General features: G+C 56.1%; 15 protein-coding genes. 8 read left to right on the forward strand and 7 right to left on the reverse strand.

Going from position 1 to position 17385, the window contains the following annotated elements; genetic code table 11:
• Positions 1-5 precede the first annotated feature (5 nt).
• Together Har1131_RS07170 and Har1131_RS07175 are read right to left on the reverse strand one after the other, a co-directional pair.
• Complete coding sequence (locus Har1131_RS07170) at positions 6-911, reverse strand: polysaccharide deacetylase family protein (RefSeq protein ID WP_151145643.1); 906 nt, start codon at positions 909-911, stop codon at positions 6-8.
• Positions 912-2081 carry a glycosyltransferase gene (locus Har1131_RS07175; protein ID WP_151145646.1) on the reverse strand — a complete coding sequence of 390 codons (1170 nt, stop codon included), beginning with the start codon at positions 2079-2081 and terminating at the stop codon, positions 912-914.
• A gap of 165 nt (positions 2082-2246) precedes the next feature.
• On the opposite strand from Har1131_RS07175, the gene Har1131_RS07180 reads away from it, so the two are divergent.
• Positions 2247-3629: a sulfatase gene (locus Har1131_RS07180; protein WP_151145649.1), complete on the forward strand. Its 1383-nt coding sequence runs from the start codon at positions 2247-2249 to the stop codon at positions 3627-3629.
• 10 nt (positions 3630-3639) lie between these two features.
• Here the strand turns inward: Har1131_RS07180 and Har1131_RS07185 are convergent, their stop codons facing one another.
• Positions 3640-4893 (reverse strand): hypothetical protein, encoded by a 1254-nt coding sequence (locus Har1131_RS07185; protein ID WP_151145652.1) that lies wholly within the window; start codon positions 4891-4893, stop codon positions 3640-3642.
• A 397-nt stretch (positions 4894-5290) separates the two neighbouring features.
• A complete protein-coding gene (locus tag Har1131_RS07190; protein WP_151145655.1) occupies positions 5291-7081 on the reverse strand; it encodes an ABC transporter ATP-binding protein in 1791 nt (596 codons plus the stop codon).
• Between the two features lie 344 nt (positions 7082-7425).
• On the opposite strand from Har1131_RS07190, the gene neuB reads away from it, so the two are divergent.
• The 6 genes from neuB (at position 7426) to Har1131_RS07220 (ending at position 12993) form a co-directional block, all read left to right on the forward strand.
• A complete protein-coding gene (gene neuB, locus Har1131_RS07195) occupies positions 7426-8454 on the forward strand; it encodes an N-acetylneuraminate synthase (RefSeq protein WP_191907472.1) in 1029 nt (342 codons plus the stop codon).
• 50 nt (positions 8455-8504) lie between these two features.
• Positions 8505-9287: a sugar phosphate isomerase/epimerase family protein gene (locus Har1131_RS07200; RefSeq protein ID WP_191907473.1), complete on the forward strand. Its 783-nt coding sequence runs from the start codon at positions 8505-8507 to the stop codon at positions 9285-9287.
• Positions 9287-10066 carry a methionyl-tRNA formyltransferase gene (locus Har1131_RS07205; RefSeq protein ID WP_058994870.1) on the forward strand — a complete coding sequence of 260 codons (780 nt, stop codon included), beginning with the start codon at positions 9287-9289 and terminating at the stop codon, positions 10064-10066. The genes Har1131_RS07200 and Har1131_RS07205 overlap by 1 nt, the downstream gene beginning before the upstream one ends.
• A complete protein-coding gene (locus Har1131_RS07210; protein WP_151145665.1) occupies positions 10063-10767 on the forward strand; it encodes a cytidylyltransferase domain-containing protein in 705 nt (234 codons plus the stop codon). Before Har1131_RS07205 ends, Har1131_RS07210 begins: the two co-directional genes overlap by 4 nt.
• 61 nt (positions 10768-10828) lie before the next feature.
• Positions 10829-11911 carry a DegT/DnrJ/EryC1/StrS aminotransferase family protein gene (locus tag Har1131_RS07215; protein WP_151145668.1) on the forward strand — a complete coding sequence of 361 codons (1083 nt, stop codon included), beginning with the start codon at positions 10829-10831 and terminating at the stop codon, positions 11909-11911.
• Between the two features lie 50 nt (positions 11912-11961).
• Positions 11962-12993: an NAD(P)-dependent oxidoreductase gene (locus Har1131_RS07220; protein WP_151145671.1), complete on the forward strand. Its 1032-nt coding sequence runs from the start codon at positions 11962-11964 to the stop codon at positions 12991-12993.
• A 781-nt stretch (positions 12994-13774) separates the two neighbouring features.
• Here the strand turns inward: Har1131_RS07220 and Har1131_RS07225 are convergent.
• From Har1131_RS07225 to Har1131_RS22130, 3 genes are all read right to left on the reverse strand, one after another.
• Positions 13775-14221 (reverse strand): hypothetical protein, encoded by a 447-nt coding sequence (locus tag Har1131_RS07225; RefSeq protein ID WP_151145674.1) that lies wholly within the window; start codon positions 14219-14221, stop codon positions 13775-13777.
• A gap of 49 nt (positions 14222-14270) precedes the next feature.
• Complete coding sequence (locus tag Har1131_RS07230; RefSeq protein ID WP_151145677.1) at positions 14271-15686, reverse strand: DUF4330 family protein; 1416 nt, start codon at positions 15684-15686, stop codon at positions 14271-14273.
• Between the two features lie 222 nt (positions 15687-15908).
• On the reverse strand, positions 15909-16022 hold the full coding sequence (locus Har1131_RS22130; protein ID WP_218587543.1) for a DUF2089 domain-containing protein: 114 nt from the start codon (positions 16020-16022) through the stop codon (positions 15909-15911).
• A gap of 538 nt (positions 16023-16560) precedes the next feature.
• Between Har1131_RS22130 and Har1131_RS07235 the strand changes: the two genes are divergently transcribed.
• On the forward strand, positions 16561-17319 hold the full coding sequence (locus Har1131_RS07235; RefSeq protein ID WP_151145680.1) for a helix-turn-helix domain-containing protein: 759 nt from the start codon (positions 16561-16563) through the stop codon (positions 17317-17319).
• The last annotated feature ends 66 nt before the right edge of the window (positions 17320-17385 follow it).

Consider the following 17385-nt stretch of genomic DNA (forward strand, 5'->3'; position numbering starts at 1 on the left):
CAACCCTACGACCGATCTGCGTGCACGGCGACGGCGTCAGCCATCGGACGGACAGGGACATCGATACGCTCCGCGTACTCCAGAACACGGCGCAGGTCTTCAAGCAGTGTGGGCGTGAAGTTATGTGGATGAGCCCAGAGGTGGATCACCTCGTCCCGGTCGTGGGCGCGTTCGAGTCCGCGGAGTGTCCGGGCGAGCCGGATGGGAGAATCCTTGAGAGGGCCCGGCGAGACATACGGGAAATACTGGGAAGCGGGAAGTTCCCATACCCCGGACGGATCCCGGACGGGCTGGACGGTCGGTGCCGGTCGTCTGGCGAGGTAGCGAGCGAAACGCCGGTAGCGCCCTGCAATCGCTTCGTCCCGCAGCCGATGTTCCGGGGACAGTCCGCGGAAGGCAGTGAAACCGGCGTCGGCCACGGTTCCGAGCATATCGATCTGGTTCTGCGGGAACACGAGCGAGCGGAGGTTGACGCCGAACGACGACGCGAGTTCGCGGCATCGCTTTAGTTCGGTTTTGAGCACCGCCTCGGTGCACCCACGCTGGTGACAGAGGACGTGTGAAAACGTGTGGGACCCGATCTCGTGATCGACTGGGGCGGAAACGATATTCTCGACAATGTCGCGTCCGTACCGGAGGGGATCGGCGGACTGTGACGTTCCCGGATCGGTGTCGAACCAGTCTCTTCGGGGCGGCTCGATATCCGCGTGCCGTCCGTCGCAGGCGTCTAGGAACAGGTGCCCAACGACTGCCCACGTCACCGGTGCATCGAAGGCGTCGAACAGGTCAAGTAGTGTATCGACGTTCGATCGTTCCTCCCGTCCGGCGGTGGAAAACTCCTTTTCAGCATCGATGCCGTGGAACCCCCACTGGAGTTCAGTGTCCAGTGAGATGACCAGCGAACCCGACATTCAAACCAGTTCCTCCACAGCTTCGACGACGCTCGTTTTGAATCGATCTGGCCCGTAGTTCTCGTTCGAGTCGGGCAACGACGAGCGGAGGGATGCCTGAACGTCGGGGTTTTCAAGGACGGCTTCGGCAAGCGTTACGGCATCCTCGAGGGAGTCGTAGACCAGTGCGTCTTCGCCACCCAGAATCTCGGCAGGCCCCGCCCCCGACGGAACAAACGGAATCATACCTGCGCCGACCATTTCGACGACGCTCATGCCGAACGGTTCTCGCTCCTTCCCGTGAATACCATACCGATGGGTCGTCAGAAGTTCGACAAGCGTCGCTCGCTTCACCTCGCCCTCGAGGCTGACGAAGTCCCGTTCAGCCGCCGCGTCACAGACGCTGTCGGCGTACGAGGAATCCCCGACTGTCCCGATGACGTGTAAGTGGGTGTCGAATCCGCGGTCACGGAGTTCAGACACGATTTTGATGGTCCGAAGCGTCCGTTTCGATGGGCAGACGCGGCCGATCGTTACGAAACCGTTCTCTCGGCGGTCCCACTGAACGGGATCGAACTCGGAGAGAGTGACGGGTGGGTACACCGTCCGAATATCGACGTCGGGACCGTAGAACTCTCTGGTAAGCGATCGGGTCCAGTCAGAGTTCGTCAGCAACACGTCGTTATGAACGGACGGTGGGTTGTGTCCGGCGAGAGTGGTACAAATATGGTTGTAGATGCGCCTGACGGTACTTTTTTCACTCCGGTCAGGGTGCGATACCCGACGACCCGCGGCGAGCAACGCTAACCGTGGCGTGTGAACGTACTGGAGCGTCGGCTGCGGGAGCGAAACGTCGTCGCGGACGCTCACAAGGAGGTCGTACTCCGGTGCAATGGCACGGACGCGACGGATGAACAGGGACTTCGTCACTAGGTCGAAGTTATTTCCGCTCACGGTCCCGAGTAGATTTGTGACGCGACCGGGAACGGTCGCGTCGACGTCTAGTTCCCGGTAGTTGAGGGTAAACTCGGTCCCGACCAGTTCCGTACTCAGCTCCCGCGTTCGAGGAGGAGTTGCAGTGATCAGTTCCACGTCGTGTTCGTTACGGAGAGCGTCAACGATGGTAAGACAGACTGCTTCCGCACCACCGAAGGCAGTGAGACGAGGATAGATAACGCCGATAGAAGCCATGTGTGAGCGATTCGTAGGCTAGCGGCTATTGTGAATCTACTGGTCTGCCGGACGCAGAGTCGGCATAGCATCGGTGAAAACAGTAACAGACACAGGTCGGCGCCGGAGCATGACTCGCTCAAACGATTCGATTAAGTGCGTTTGTGAAAGTTATCAGAGCAAGCAATGGACGTCATTCTGTCCGTCGTCGATTCGTTGCGGGCGGATCACGTCTCCGCCTACGGATACGATCGCGCCACAACTCCGAACCTCGACACTCTCGCCGAAGAAGGGCGGCTGTTTACTCGATGTTTCAGTCCGTCCACATGGACTCGCCCCGTCGCTTCGTCTCTGCTAACGGGGCGTTATCCGCCGGCACATGGCGTCGAAACGCGTTCCGACGGTATACCGGACGGGGTTCCGCTGCTTTCGGAAGCGTTCGCCTCCGCTGGCTTTGAGACGCTTTGCGTCACGTCGATGGGGAACGTCTCGTCCGCGACAGGCTTCGACCGCGGGTTCGACGACGTGATCGAGGTGTACAAACACCCCGAGGTACTCGAGCGACGGACCACGACGACGGCCGATCGTGAACTCCTGAACACCGACCAGGATATCCTCGCGTATCCGAAAGCCGAGGACCTGAACAGGTACCTCTTCGAATGGTTCGAGGAACACGAGGACGAGGATACGTTCGTCCTCCTGTGGGCGATCGATCCCCACTCCCCCTACGACCCACCGAACGAGTTCTCGCGGTTCTCCGGGGAGTTCGACGGCGACGATTCGTTCGGCAGGGATCAGAACACGGTGAACCAGGCGAGTACGCCCCGTGAGTTTCGACGGCTGGAAAATCTCTACGACGATTGCATCAACTATTGGGACGACAAGCTGGGGGAGTTACGCTCCTACCTGCAATCGAACCGACCGGCCGACGATTCTATCGTCGCGGTCGTCGGTGACCACGGCGAGGCGTTCGGTGAACGCGTACTGTTCCGGAATCCGGCGCGAGGACACAACACTATCCCGCATGACGAACAGACCCACGTTCCGTTCGTTCTCAAAACCTCGTCGACGGATGGTGGTGTTCACGACGAGGTCGTGTCACTGATCGACGTTCCATATACGCTTCTTCGAGCAGCAGACGTTGATCCCGAATTCCTCAGCGGACAAGGATCGGTTGTTTGGGAGCCTGGAGTCGTGTCTGGACACGAGTTCGTGTTCAGTAGAACCCAGAGTCGACGGCGCGGGCCAGCCTTCACCAGCGTCCGTTCTATGGACAGAAAGCTCATCTCTATCGATCCACCAGACTGGTCCTTCGAGAACCTCAAAAACCATCTGCGAGAGATGGTCGGATACAGGTTCCTTGTCGACGGCGAGATGCTCTATCGCGTCGACGAAGACCCACGCGAGACGGAGAACAGGGTCAGTGAGGACATCGAAACCGCCAGCGAATTGCGGGCGGAACTCGACTTGTGGTACCAGGAGTGTCGCCAGTTGCGGGCCGACGAGTCGAACGAGTTCCAGAATGGAGTAGAAACGGAACAGCTAGAGGCTCTTGGATACAAAATGTGAGCGGCAGCGCCTACCGTAGCACCGGCTCATCGGCGAGGATTTTCCGAACAATGAAATCGAAGTTCTCGTTCCCTGGCTTGACCTCATCATGTTCCACTTTGAAATACTCGTTGTCGCCGGCAGACTGCGTCTTGAAGAACGGAAAGTCGACGTGCTTCTGTTCGAAGTAGACGTGTACGTACCGCTTCGCGCGTGCGATCATTTCTTCGTCCATCTCTAGATCGCGAATGTTGCCTAGCAATCTGAAGTACTCGTCCTGCGTTTCTGGATCGAACGTGAAACCGAGATCGCGGTAATGGGTGTCCCCGGCCACGATAGTTGGGACACCTTCGTACGCCATCTCAAGGCCAACGGTAGAGTTGTACACGATCCCTGCGTCCAGATCACGAATAAGCGCGTACGTATCGACGTCGGTATTCGGTGATAGGATTTCGAGATTGTCGGGGAGTGGGTCGTGGCCGTCACGGATCCGTCCTTCAACTGACTCGTCCGTACCGAACTTCGTCTCGGCGGGATGGGTCTTCAAGACGAACTGCACGCCATCGACACTCGACACGTGTTCGACTGTGTCATCTATCCAATCGAGTACGTCGGGGAAAACGAGCTCCTCGACTTCGAGAGAAGCGTCCCAGATCAGGTTCGTGAATATGCCGACCGTACAGTCAGCAGATGAGTCGAACGAGTTGTTGGTTCGAGCGGAATAGTTGATCCTGACGTCAGAGCCTTCGGTTCTGGCAGTCATGATGTCTTCGACACGGCGCTCCTCGCTAGCAGAGAGTGGTTCCGCTAACTCCGTCTGGAGCGTATCATAGTCAGTAAAAAATGGTAATGAGGAGCGGTTCCCTGCGTTACCGAACAGGATAGTCCCCTCGCGACGACCGAGGGCATGACTGTACGACGTTACGCCGTGTTTCTGCGCGACTGCGAGATGGATCCCGCCGTGAACGTAGCGGTCGTCGTGTGCGAGAACAGCGTCGAACGGATATTGCTCGAACAGCGCCTCACACATGTCGACGAGGATGACCGCACTTCGGAGGAACCTGAGGTACGTTTCACGATGGTAGCTGTCCTCGAAGTCGATCGAGTGCCGCAAGAGGAAGCGGCGAGTGGATGACATCGCGTAATCAGCGACGGAAATTCCGCGATATGTTTCGAGCGTTGTATCTACCTCCGGTGCACCGTACGTTTCACTGAGCAGTGACTCGATGGGGATGCCCTCAAGTCCGAACGCTGAAAGGAGCGACCGCCCGGCGTAGTTACACACGTCACAGACCGCCTTCCCATCCTTCTCGCACGTCTTCCGTTGACAAAGATCGAGATCGGCGTGGCAAAGAGGAATAATCGGAGTGTAGCCCCGCGTCCGAAAGGCGTGTGCGAGAATACAGTACCGGAAGGAATTCAGCCCATCTTGCCCGCGCGTGAGGGGAATGAGGACGTACCCCTCATCTGTAGGCTCCGAATACGACTTTATACTTTCGTCCGTCAGATCCGCAAAGTCGTACTTCTGAGTAAAGTGATTCTCTAGCCGGATTGCGGCCGATCCGAGACCGGCCCTAGAGAGAGTCTGATAGATCTGCCACTTCGAGAGCATAGGGATGCTCAAGTCGGTGGAATTTAAAAACGCTTGGAATAACGCCAGTGCGGTTTCTTGACGAGGTGAATCAGGGCGACCGGATTTGCGTTCGATACATCGAGGCGTACATTCCATCCTGCTCAAGTAACTCGTCGTGGGGGCCCACTTCCCGGACCCCGCCATCGTCTACAACGTAAATCCGGTCCGCATCCGTGATCGTCGAGAGACGGTGCGCGATGACGACGAGCATGACGTCATCGCGACGCTCGATGCGTTCGTGTATTTCCTCTTCGAGGTGCGAGTCCAGATCACTCGTCGCCTCGTCGAGAACCAGAATTTCCGCGTCCTTGAGCACGGCTCTCGCGATGGAAATTCGCTGTCGCTGGCCACCCGAGAGTCGGACCCCGTCGTCACCGAGCACGGTGTCGAATCCGTTCGGTAGTTCGTCGAGGAACTCCGTCACCTGCGCCGCTCGACAGGCCGCTTCGACCTCTTCCTTGGTCGCATCCCTGTCAGCGACGGTCACATTTTTCCAGAGCGTATCGTTGAAAATGTACGGTTGCTGGCGGACAACCGAGAGCCGCCGGCGCCACTCGTCAAGTTTGTAGGTCTCGATTGGTACGTCGTTGGCCGTGATGGTCCCTGTGTCGGGGTCGTAGAAACGAGCGAGAAGCGAGACGATGGTCGACTTCCCGGCCCCGGAGCCACCGGCGAACGCGACGAATTCGCCTTGCTCGATCGCGAAGGAAATATCGTCCAGTACGGTTTCATCTTGATATGCAAAGGTGACATCGCGGAAGGAAACGCTTTCGAGCTGATCGGGGCATGGGTCCCCGTCGGAACCCGGTTCCTTCCGGTCCGCTAGTTCGTCGACGAACGTCTGGGTCCGAATGAGGTGTGGCAGGTGTCCTTCGATCTGGTAGAACTGGTTGTTGATTGTACTAACTCGGGGTGCAAGTCGGAAGACTGCGAACAAGAGCAGTCCCAGTCCGCCGAACGAAAGAGTAGAATACTCGAGGAACGCGTACAGCGAAGCGAAGATTGTGACGGCTATGGTGAACTGATAGAAGTGATCAATCGCAGACCGGTTCCGATACAGTTGGATCGTCGAATCGGTATACTTCTGAACCGATTCAAGGAAGTCGTCCATTAGTTCGTCCGAGAGCGCAAAGAGTTTCACGTCGCGGATGCCCTGCGTCCCGGCCTGAACGACCGTCTGTATCTCGTGATTCGCGTCGGCGACCCGATCACCGACGGAGTAGCCGGACTCGACCATTTTCCGCGCGAAATAGAAGAGGCCACCGAGGAAAACGGCTGCCACGATCAGGAACTTCGGTGCCAAATAGACCACTATCGCCACGTAAATCAAACTCATAAACGCTTGTTTGAGGATCTCGACGAGCCACTGGATCATTTGACCGGCATACTCTGCTTGCGTCACTATCGTATTGAGGATGTCGTCGGACCCCTTTTCATCGAAGTACGCAATCTCGGTATCGAGTGCCCGGTTGAAGGCCGTTGTCTGCAGGTGACGGACGTAATCTGTTCGGAGATAGGCCTTCAACCAGTCGACGACAAAACTGGACCCGTACCGAACACCCATGACGGTGATAACACCGACGATGATGTACTCGAGTGAGAACGGAATTCCTAGAACGTCGTAGAGCGTAACGAACGCCTCAACGAATTGGCTCTGGTCGGACGAAGACGTTTGCCCTCGGGTGACCTCAATGATGGGAAGAATGAAACTGAGACCGATACCCTCCAGCACGGCGGCTACCAGACTCATCCCAAGAATGGCGAGTGTCGTCAGCGGCCGATGACGAGCGACGTGTTCGAGCGCAGCTAGCTTCTCCCGCTGCGAGGCTTCGTTGTTCATTTGTTTAGGAAAGTAGGGTTCAATCGGCGGTGGACCCTCTACCAATAAAAACGATCCGATCCGCTAGCCGTCGCCCCCGGGATATGGCATCTTGTCGTGGGTATAGTCCGCAAGCACGTCGACAGACACGATCATAGCTAGGTGTGGTACTTGATGAGCATCGGTGTACGTGATTCGATCGGAATCGAATGTGTTTGGCCGCGATTGTCCCATTCTACCAGCGCTGGCGCCGCCTCGTTCGATCACAGATCTACCAACGCTCACCCACGACCGGGGAAGCATGGGGGAGACAGTGGTCGCCATACGTCGATATATTCTTATCCGATGGTGAGTTGTACTCATTCATGACTGCAGACACTGGTTTCGAACCCCACTGTAAAGTTATCGCGGAGGCGGGTGTGAACCACAACGGCGATATCGAGATCGCGAAAGACCTTGTGGACGCAGCCGCTTCCGCCGGTGCTGACGCGGTCAAATTTCAGACCTTCCAGCCGAAAGAAGTCGCGACAGCTCAGACGGAGCAGGCCGACTATCAGAAGGAACGGGATGCCAGTACAAACCAGTACGAAATGCTGGACAACGTAAAACTGCGAGAAGAAGATCACGACGTCCTGATGGAATATTGCCAGGAAGTTGGGATCGAATTCATGTCTACGCCGTACGACCCGGAGAGCGTCGAAATTCTTGAATCCACCGGCGTTGATCGGTATAAAGTCGCCTCGGCCGACATCGTGAATAAACCCCTCTTGAGCGCGATCGCAGAAACAGGAAAGCCCGTCATCCTCTCCACGGGGATGGCAAACCTTGGTGAAATTGAACGCGCAGTCGAGTTCCTCCGGTTTCGAAATTGCGGGGACGTCACTCTCTTGCACTGCGTTTCATCGTATCCAGCTAAGGCCACCCAACTCAATATGCGATTTATCGAGACTCTCGCAACGGCGTTCCCTGGGCAGGTTGGGTTTTCGGATCATACGAGGGGGGTCGTGGCTCCAGTCTTGGCGATGGGATACGGAGCCTCTGTGATTGAAAAGCACTTCACTCTAGACCGGGGGATGGAGGGCCCGGATCACTACGCGTCGTTAGAACCCGATGAACTCTCGCAGATGGTGGACAACGTGCGATTCGCCGAGAAGGCGATCGGAAGTACTCGTCGGTTGATCTCCACAGTGGAACGGAACAACAAACACTCCATGCGCCGGAGCTTACACGCCAGTCGCGATATCGAATCTGGTGCGGCTATCTCTCCCGACGACTTGTTGATCGTCCGCCCAGACGAAGGAATAGATCCGTGGAATTACGACGATGTCGTCGGTAAGTCTACCACGCAGGAGATCCCCAAGCATGCACCGATTACGTGGGATCACATCGCATGATATGTGCATCAACGCAGTGTCTTCCAGACACCGGGATGGAGGAAACACTAATGGCGTACTCTCGGGCCGACATCGAAAACGTCGAACTCGGCTACTGCAGCGAAAAGGATGTAGATGTCTCGGCGCTAGTTGAGGAGTATTCGTTCAATTTCGTTGCCCACAATTACTTTCTCCCCGTTCAGGACGAGTTCATCCTGAACCTCGCATCGCCGGACGAGTCCCTGCGACGACAAAGCGTCGACTACGTCAAGGACGCGATCACCTTCTGCGAGAAGCACGATATACCGCGGTACACGTTCCACGGCGGGTTCAGAGTCGACCCGGATCTGTCCCTGACATTCCCTAAGCAGTCGCCACCCGACTACGAAACGTGCTTCGAACGGTTTCTTTCGTCACTGCGGTCTGTAATTGACCATGCGACGTCGACCGACGTGTCGATCTCGATCGAGAACAACGTCGTCACCACGGAGAACGTGGTCGGAGGAGACCCCCTCCTCATGTTTTGTCGACCTGACGAGTTCAGTCGTTTATTCGAGGAGGTAGACCCATCTGACTGCGGCGTTTTACTCGATACTGGCCATCTGAACGTGTCCTCACAGACCTTTGATTACGATAAGTCAAGAGTCGTACAAGAAGTAGCAGACTATCTCGATTGTCTCCACCTGCATACAAATAACGGACGCGTTGACCAACACGACGCGGTCAATCCAACCGACGACGACATACCCGTGTCGTCGATGTCAGGGCTGACTCGGGTAGTCGAATCACATCACGGGAACGCAAGAGACTTAAAACAACTGTTGCTACGCTTAGGCGCTAAGAGTGAACGGTGATGATTGACACGAAAATTCTGTTGGCGACGTTCTATCGGTCTGGGATTCTAGCGATCAGGCAGTTGTTGAATAGTGGCTTCGAAAAAGAGCAACTTCGCGTCCTGACCTACGATATTGAGCGGAACGAAGAACTACTGGAGTTTCTCGAAAAGAAGGATATATCGTATAAGACCGACGATATTTCCGACCCCGATACAGAGTCGTGGATCGAGGCCTTCAACCCAGACCTCATCTTTTCCCTCTACTATCGAGACAAGATTCCGAGCCGTATTCTCGATATTCCACAGTACGGTGGTGTGAATCTCCACCCATCGTTGCTCCCGCAGTACGCCGGTGTGCTGTCGGTGCCGTGGGCGATGGTCGAAGGTGAATCGCGTACCGGCTACACGTACCACTACATGACAGACGAAATTGATACTGGGCCGATACTCAAGCAGGAAGAGGTCTCCATCGGGCCTACCGATACCGCTTATTCGCTCTACCACCGACTCATCCACGCCGGAATGAGCAACTTCCTGCCAGTACTCGAATTGATCGTGGAAGAAGAGTACAGCGGCCGACCACAGACGGGGGTCGGCACGTATCACGGGCGAGGCGACCTTCCAAACGACGGAGTTATTAACCATCAGTGGTCTGACGATGAAATCGATCGATTCATCCGGGCGATGTATTACCCACCGTTTCGACCCGCAGTAGCCGAATTCGGCGGTCAGGAATTCGAGATAACGTCGATGGCGGAGTACCGTCGTCTCCGACGTCGACACGGTATCAAGCAATGACGTGTGACGTATTCGCCGTAATTCCGGCGCGTGGGGGGTCAAAGCGGATACCGAAAAAGAACATCAAGGAAGTGGCTGGAAAACCCCTCATCGCCCACACGGTGGAGCAGGCGAACGAAGCGACAACGATAGACAGAGTGATTGTCTCGACTGACGACGAGGAGATAGCCTCAGTAGCACGCGAGTACGGCGGGGAAATCCCTTTTATAAGGCCGGCCAGACTAGCAACGGATGAGACACCGGGGCCACCGGTCATCCAACACGCGCTCAACTGGATCGAAAAACAACAGGAACCGCCGACCGTGGTTGTAAAGTTGCAAGCTACTTCTCCACTCCGTCGAGTAGATGACATCGACCAGGCAGTACGGAAGCTGCAAAACGACGAGGCTGCGAAGTCGGTCATCTCCGTGACTGAGTTTGAGCAACCACCTTTCTGGGCAGTGGAACCTGACGATGACGGGTACCTACATACGTACTTCGATAGGGACGTCCTTTGGACTGACGACATTCCACGTAGCCAGGACCTTCCAGCTTTGCGCTGCCCGAACGGGGCCATCTTTGCCGCGCGGAGGAACGCTTTTATTAAACACGAATCATTCTATACCGATGCTACAGTCCCATTCGAAATGCCAAGAGACCGGTCAATTGATATTGACGAACCGATAGATCTAGAGATAGTCAGGACCCTTGCAGAAAAATGAAATGCAACGCTTATAGTTTGAGAATGTACGATCACTTTCACTGGCACTCTACTACTTATACATGATTCCGCTTGCAGAACCGACATTTGGGGACGCCGAGCGTTCCCGGGTGCTTGACGCACTCGAACGTGGATGGATTTCCCCGAAGGGCGAGTACGTTACGGAGTTCGAAGATGTATTCGGGGCTTGGATCGGAACCGAACACGCTTTCGCTACCTCAACCGGAACCGCTGCACTCCACCTTTCACTCCTGTCTGCCGGGATCGGCGAGGGAGATGAGGTAATCGTCCCGGACCTGACGTGGATCGCCTGTGCGAACGTGGTGTCCTACGTCGGTGCAACTCCGGTGTTCGCGGACGTCGACCCGGACACATACACACTTGACCCCGCTAGCGTCCGTGAGCGTCTCACCGAAGACACCAAGGCGGTGATGCCAGTCCATCTCTATGGACAGCCATGCGAGATGACGCCGATTCAACGGCTCGCCGACGAGCATGACCTCTTGGTCCTCGAGGACGCTGCCGAGGCACACGGAGCGACGTATCGTGGTCGACGTGTGGGGAGCCTCGGCGATGTCGGCTGTTTCAGCTTTTACGGGAACAAGATCCTCACCACCGGTCAGGGTGGGATGATAACGACGGACGACGACGAACTTGCAGAGCGAATACGGCTGCTCCGGCGGGACGGTATGTCGAGAGACAGAAAATATTACCACTCGGTGATCGGGTACAATTATCGACTGACGAACATACAGGCCGCGATCGGCATTGGGCAGGTTGAGCGTGCCGACGCGATCCTTGAGAACAAACGCCGCGTCGCTGCGACATATCGCCGCGAGTTGACGACGCAGGACGTTCGCTTCCAGGCGACACCCGGCTGGGGGGAGTCAGCCCACTGGATGGTCGCCCCGGTGTTTCGAACGACCGGACAGTTCGAGCGGGTGCGGAACGCACTCGCTGATGCCGACGTAGAGACGCGGCCATTTTTTTACCCACTCCACGAGCAACCGCCCTACGCCGGGAGTGGAAGCGATTGCCCCGTGACGGAACGACTCCACGAGCGTGGTATGAATCTGCCGTCCGCTCCGAATCTTAATGATCAGATTATAATCGAGATATGTGACGTTATCCGCGATGCCCTCTGACCTCGGCATCGAGACGAGAAGGTTATAATCCCCGAAAAAAACTAACCTGTATGGTTACCGAACTCCAGAACGAGCGGGTGCTGGTTACTGGGGGCGCCGGCTTCATTGGTTCCGCTCTCGTCAGGCGACTGCTCGAGAATGACAACCACGTCACCGTCTTGGACAACTTCGTGACGGGCGCTCTAGATAACTTACAAAATATCGTCAACCGAATCGAAGGGGAACGAGCCGACTTGGCGGACCACATCGACCTCGTCAGTGGTGACATCTTGCGGTCGGATCTGGTCGATTTGCTAAATTCGAACGAAATCGACTACGTGTTCCACCTCGCCGCAGAACCATACATCCCGAGTTGTTATGACCGACCCACAGACTTCTTTTCGGTGAACGCGAACGGGACGCTCAAACTGCTGCTCGCGTGCCGGGACGCTGGGGTTGAGCGCATCCTTACCTACTCGTCGTCGGAAGTGTACGGGACCGCACAGGAAGTCCCGATGAGCGAGTCTCACCGTACGTATCCGCAGTCAACCTACGCGGTCAGTAAACTCGCGGCCGACCGCCTCTGCTTTACGCTCTTCCATGAACAGGACGTCCCGGTCGTCATCCTCCGTCAGTTTAATTGCTACGGGCCAAGAGAAACTCACCCCTACATCGTTCCAGAATTGATCGCACAGCTATCGACGGATAATCAGCTGTCGCTGGGGAACATTGAGGCGAGTCGCGACCTTACGTACGTCGAAGACGCAGTCCGCGGCGCCTCGAAGCTTATCAACTGTCCCGACGCGGAAGGAGAAGTCGTGAATCTCGGCTTCGGTAAGGACTATACTGTCGAGGAGCTTGCGCACATAATCGCAGAAGAGATGGGGTACGCCGAAGTGAGCATCGAGGTTGAACAGTCTCGGTTCCGACCGCTGGACGTCCAGCAGCTTCACTGTGATTATTCTAAGGCCTCGAACCTGATCGATTACGAACCACAGATTGATATTCGTGAGGGGATACAGCGAACCATCGATTGGTACCGGGAAAACGGCGAATGGGTGTGGGAGCGGTCCCTGAAAGACCAGCTCTGGCCTGAAAACTAACCCGTTCGGCTCGTTCCGGTTGTTGAGTCGGGATTCGATGAGAGCATACCAGCACCAACTGAGACCTGTTCTGTGGTAATACCTGTGTGCTACTATTGGTCCGAGAGACGAGCAACAAACGGTGGGGACGCGTGCCCAAACCGACTGACTGTGCGCACTTCCGGCAAACGCGGACCACTATACGTTTCAGGAATTATATATATATATATATATATATGTAAACCACTCGCCACAGCAGGATCATAACCACAAATTTGTAGTTGACCCCCGTTTTACCGTCTCATTGACTAGGTCTCGGATCCTGATTCGTCGGGTTCCAGAGGGTTGATGTTCAACGATCCTCCCGAAGGGTCCCCTTGGTCGAGAGGACGTACAGTTCCGGAACGCCACCAAGCATTATCACATTAACGAGCCGAGGCTATCACAGATGATTGCCTATTGTCCACTTCGGGACCGCCTGCCCGAGCGATCACACTCCGAATCACCGTCATCATATCCGTACACCGACTATTCTGGGTGGTCTATCCGGATCAGACTCCGAAGCCACTCCGGGATAAAAGGGTAATATCGGAAGTGTGAGTGCAATACCCGGGCTTCGCCAGTTGAGGAACATCCCATCGCAGGAATGGATGGTCGGACGTGCCAGAAGCGCGAATTTCTGACTGCACTCGCGATAAAACTCAGCCTGGGGTCATTCAAGATTGTTTGAAACTGCGATTTCCTCACCCCGAAGAGAGTATTGGCAAGTCGCTGGAATTACTAAAAAGAATATTCTGGAACGTCAGGTCGAGCCATCCCTGGCAGATTCCGATTCGTCATCCCCAGTGCGCGTTTGCTCTGGTGGTTCCGGTGGCACCAAGACCGAGACTGCGAGTTCGTAGCCACGCGTCTCGGAAAGCGGGTCAAACACCTCCTCACTAAGCCGTTCAAACACTCGGCTCGCGGCAGACTCCACACGCGACTGATTCCAAGCGTCTTCAATATGTGGAATAAGCGTATCCAGCAGCGTAATAAACGGACCGACAGTGTACGTCTCTCGAAGATCGATAACGATGATGTCTGGGTCAGGTTCCTTCGTGAGCCAGCGATAGCAATACGACTCCCGAACGAACTCACTTACACGAGTGCCGATCGCTCGCCCGGTGCTGATGACCTGTGACCCGTCGCTAATCGCGCTGATTTTCTCTCCGACAGCGTCATGGTTTAGCGACCCGGATTCCTCGGACATCCGATTACATACTGGTTTGAGTGATCTACCATACCATTTGTGATGTCGTTCAGAGCCCAACACTCACAACCGTCGCTTCGATAGTGATTGTCCCCAGATTGATCACAACTGTCGAGCCCTGCTGGAGAGACTCGCCTTTGAACTGGACACCGCTTGTCGACTCGCGGACCCGGAGTTCAGTCGTGATGGTGATATCACGCAAGTACGGATGATCAGCGACGTTTACCGTGCCGTTATCGCCCGTCGTAATGATGACAGATGGCTCGGTATTGACGCGGCTGACGCGAGCGATTGTTTCGCCACCACTGGTCTCGGTCATGCCGGGTTCGATCGCATCCGCCATGTCCGCACGCATGTCGGTCATCCGTAGGGTTACCGTCCGATTGGTGAGCGTTCCACGCGGTTCGAGTGCGCCAACACGTTCGATGGTGCCGGAGAGCGCGTAGCTTTCAGTCGAAATAGTGATGTTGTTCCCACGCTGGACGGCGGCGCTACCGAACTGCTGACGACCGGCGTTTTCGAGAGTGGCCAACGAGAGCCCAACGAGCACGCGTTTGCGGTCGGGGTTCTGTGTCGCGTACGTGGTAACCGTTCGTACTTCGGCTGCCTCGTACCCGGCGACGGTAGTGACGTCGCCGGCAGCGATACGGCCAGCCGTTTCTGCATCGACGGTTGTTTCCAGGAGCACATCAGTAGTCGTTGGCTGGAGGCCGCTATCCACCTTTTCAATGCGACCGTCGAAGGTGTAGTCTTCGGCCGGGAGCGTGACCGTCTGCCCGCGCCGCATCTGTGTGCCGCCGAACCGACGGTCAGACTGCTGTCTGTGTGTGTCGAGTTCTGCTTCGACGAAGACGGTCTGTTCGGTTGAATTCTCGGTTGTGTATGCAGCTACGTCTTCGATAGTCGCAACAGTGCGTCCGCTGAGTCGGATCTCATCACCGGGGGTGACGTCTCGCGCTTCGGCGGTGGCCATGGTGTCTCTGAGAACCACCGTCGTGTCTTCCTGAGTGAAACTGTTGTCACCACCCACTGCACGAATCTGGCCGTCTACTTCGTATCGACTCGTCGCGATGGTTAGCGGTCGCCCGAGGCGCGGGGGCGCATTCGCATATGTGAGACTGTCCCCGTCAGGCGGTCCCTGAAGCGTAGCGCGTAAGATGACACGTGTCTGGTTGCCCTGCGGTGTCAGATGGACGTCTGTGATCGTGAGCTGTGAATTACCGCTTGGACTGTACGTATCTCCCTCGGTGATTTCTGAGACGATGTATGAGGGTTGTGTCCCGAGATCGAGGGTGACGTTGGTAGTATTTGGATCAGGTGGCTCTGGCTCCGGTTGGAGGACAAGTGCGGCGCCTGCCACAACGACCGCAATGACGAGCAGGACGGCCAGTGCATCGACGACGTTGACGAGGCCGAAGAGGTTTCCATCCTCGTCGAGGAGGGCCGGCGAACGACTATCTGCCATACTGTAGGCATTTTTTCGGAGTGGTTTGGCTGTTTCGTTGTACTACTATGACTGTGCACCTCTCAATTTGCACTTCTCTAAGTAATTCCAGTCCGTCAGTAAAGATACCGTTCTGACTGATTCCTCATCTCCCGGGCCGAGTGTAGTTAGTCGTCACAATCATTCAGGTCTCGCTCCAACTGAACTATGGAGACCCCACAACGAGTGAAATCTCAATCGGTTCTATGCCTCGTACGACTCTAAGCTCGTGCCACAGTCCGGACACTCACCGTCAGTGATCGTTACCTGCGCGTCACATGCAGGACAGTAGTCGCGGTAACACGCTGGGTCGCCCATAATCGTCTATACATTCCAATGGATTGAGAACGTTGCCCCGACTGCGGCCAGTCAACGCAGCGAAGTTGCAAGTATAGCAACCGGCAACCACTGCTCGACTGCACCGACCCCTCCGTTTCGTATGACTTGCAAGGGTGGAATAGACCAGCTGAGACCGACAAACCGACCGAACACCGTCCTTTGCCAATCTGCGGGTGTCCACCCCACGTCAACACCACCGGAACAAGGTGAATGACCGCTGTCGTATCTGACTAGATCGGTGGATGACCCAGCCGGCGTATGCCGTATCTGATCGGCCAATATGGCTGATTTCGTGGGACAGCACCCTACTCGAAGCCAGTCCGGAACCACCGTGAAGTAGGACTTATTTCATTCAGTTTGAGTTGTCCCAGCGAAACCTGCTATTGGAAGATACTGTTCTGTCTCGACAGGTGGTCAAACACCGGACCCACAGAGTGGCTATTAGTATAGTCTCTTTATTGTCAGACACTATCTATATAGTGATAATGTCCTTGTGCCCGATTCGATTGGTGTCTACATGCGCAACACCGGCGACCAGGGATCGGCAACCGAGGCAGACCAGCCAGTCGATGGTGCTGGACACGGGCCGGCAAGCCCATCGGAGACGGATGGGACACCACGGGAGAACAGCCTCGGTGTCGATCTGTGTCTGAGTCATCCGGAGCTGGTTCTGACGGAGGCAGTCGAGAGCACGCCGGACATAACAGTCCGTCCGGAACAGATGGTCGACGACGGGACGTCGAGCTTTCTGGTGATAGAAGCCGTCGGTGAGGGCCTTGACCAGTTCGAAGCAGAACTGGAGAGGGATAGTACGGTATACGAGCCTGTCGTGTTAGACTGGACGGAGACGAACCGCGTCTATCGGGTTAGGGTGGCCGACAGCGCCATCCGACTCACGCCCTCGCTCGTCCGAGCCGGTGGACGGATGCTCGACATCGAAGGGACGGGTGGACAGTGGCAGGTACAGGCGCAGTTTCGGTCGCGAGCGGCACTGTCGCAGTTCCGATCTGAGTGCTCTGAACGGAGTATCACGTTTAGACTTGATCGACTGTACTGGACCTCTGGGGAGGCAAACGCCGGCGTATGCGGACTGACCGCAGACCAGCAAGTCGCGCTCGAGACGGCACACAGAGAGGGGTACTTCGACGTGCCCCGTGGCATCTCACAGGCTGAGCTGGCGGACAAACTCGACATTTCGCCATCGGCGATGTCACAGCGGATTCGGCGGGGGATGGATCAGGTCGTTGGGTCGGAGCTCGGGTTATCCGATGAGTAAGTAGTTGGGACGCAGCCGAAACCATCATTGAATTATCAGGTGTGTCTAGAAGTGACAAGGAGACTA

The organism is Haloarcula sp. CBA1131 (assembly GCF_008728975.1).
Classification (GTDB): domain Archaea; phylum Halobacteriota; class Halobacteria; order Halobacteriales; family Haloarculaceae; genus Haloarcula; species Haloarcula hispanica.

What these genes read in the sequence shown, in the direction of transcription:
- Har1131_RS07170 (WP_151145643.1), bottom strand. Translation starts at nt 911, where the DNA reads ATGTCGGGTTCGCTGGTCATCTCACTGGACACTGAACTCCAGTGGGGG.
- Har1131_RS07175 (WP_151145646.1), bottom strand. Translation starts at nt 2,081, where the DNA reads ATGGCTTCTATCGGCGTTATCTATCCTCGTCTCACTGCCTTCGGTGGT.
- Har1131_RS07180 (WP_151145649.1), top strand. Translation starts at nt 2,247, where the DNA reads ATGGACGTCATTCTGTCCGTCGTCGATTCGTTGCGGGCGGATCACGTC.
- Har1131_RS07190 (WP_151145655.1), bottom strand. Translation starts at nt 7,081, where the DNA reads ATGAACAACGAAGCCTCGCAGCGGGAGAAGCTAGCTGCGCTCGAACAC.
- neuB (WP_191907472.1), top strand. Translation starts at nt 7,426, where the DNA reads ATGACTGCAGACACTGGTTTCGAACCCCACTGTAAAGTTATCGCGGAG.
- Har1131_RS07200 (WP_191907473.1), top strand. Translation starts at nt 8,505, where the DNA reads ATGGCGTACTCTCGGGCCGACATCGAAAACGTCGAACTCGGCTACTGC.
- Har1131_RS07205 (WP_058994870.1), top strand. Translation starts at nt 9,287, where the DNA reads ATGATTGACACGAAAATTCTGTTGGCGACGTTCTATCGGTCTGGGATT.
- Har1131_RS07210 (WP_151145665.1), top strand. Translation starts at nt 10,063, where the DNA reads ATGACGTGTGACGTATTCGCCGTAATTCCGGCGCGTGGGGGGTCAAAG.
- Har1131_RS07215 (WP_151145668.1), top strand. Translation starts at nt 10,829, where the DNA reads ATGATTCCGCTTGCAGAACCGACATTTGGGGACGCCGAGCGTTCCCGG.
- Har1131_RS07220 (WP_151145671.1), top strand. Translation starts at nt 11,962, where the DNA reads ATGGTTACCGAACTCCAGAACGAGCGGGTGCTGGTTACTGGGGGCGCC.
- Har1131_RS07225 (WP_151145674.1), bottom strand. Translation starts at nt 14,221, where the DNA reads ATGTCCGAGGAATCCGGGTCGCTAAACCATGACGCTGTCGGAGAGAAA.
- Har1131_RS07230 (WP_151145677.1), bottom strand. Translation starts at nt 15,686, where the DNA reads ATGGCAGATAGTCGTTCGCCGGCCCTCCTCGACGAGGATGGAAACCTC.
- Har1131_RS22130 (WP_218587543.1), bottom strand. Translation starts at nt 16,022, where the DNA reads ATGGGCGACCCAGCGTGTTACCGCGACTACTGTCCTGCATGTGACGCG.
- Har1131_RS07235 (WP_151145680.1), top strand. Translation starts at nt 16,561, where the DNA reads ATGCGCAACACCGGCGACCAGGGATCGGCAACCGAGGCAGACCAGCCA.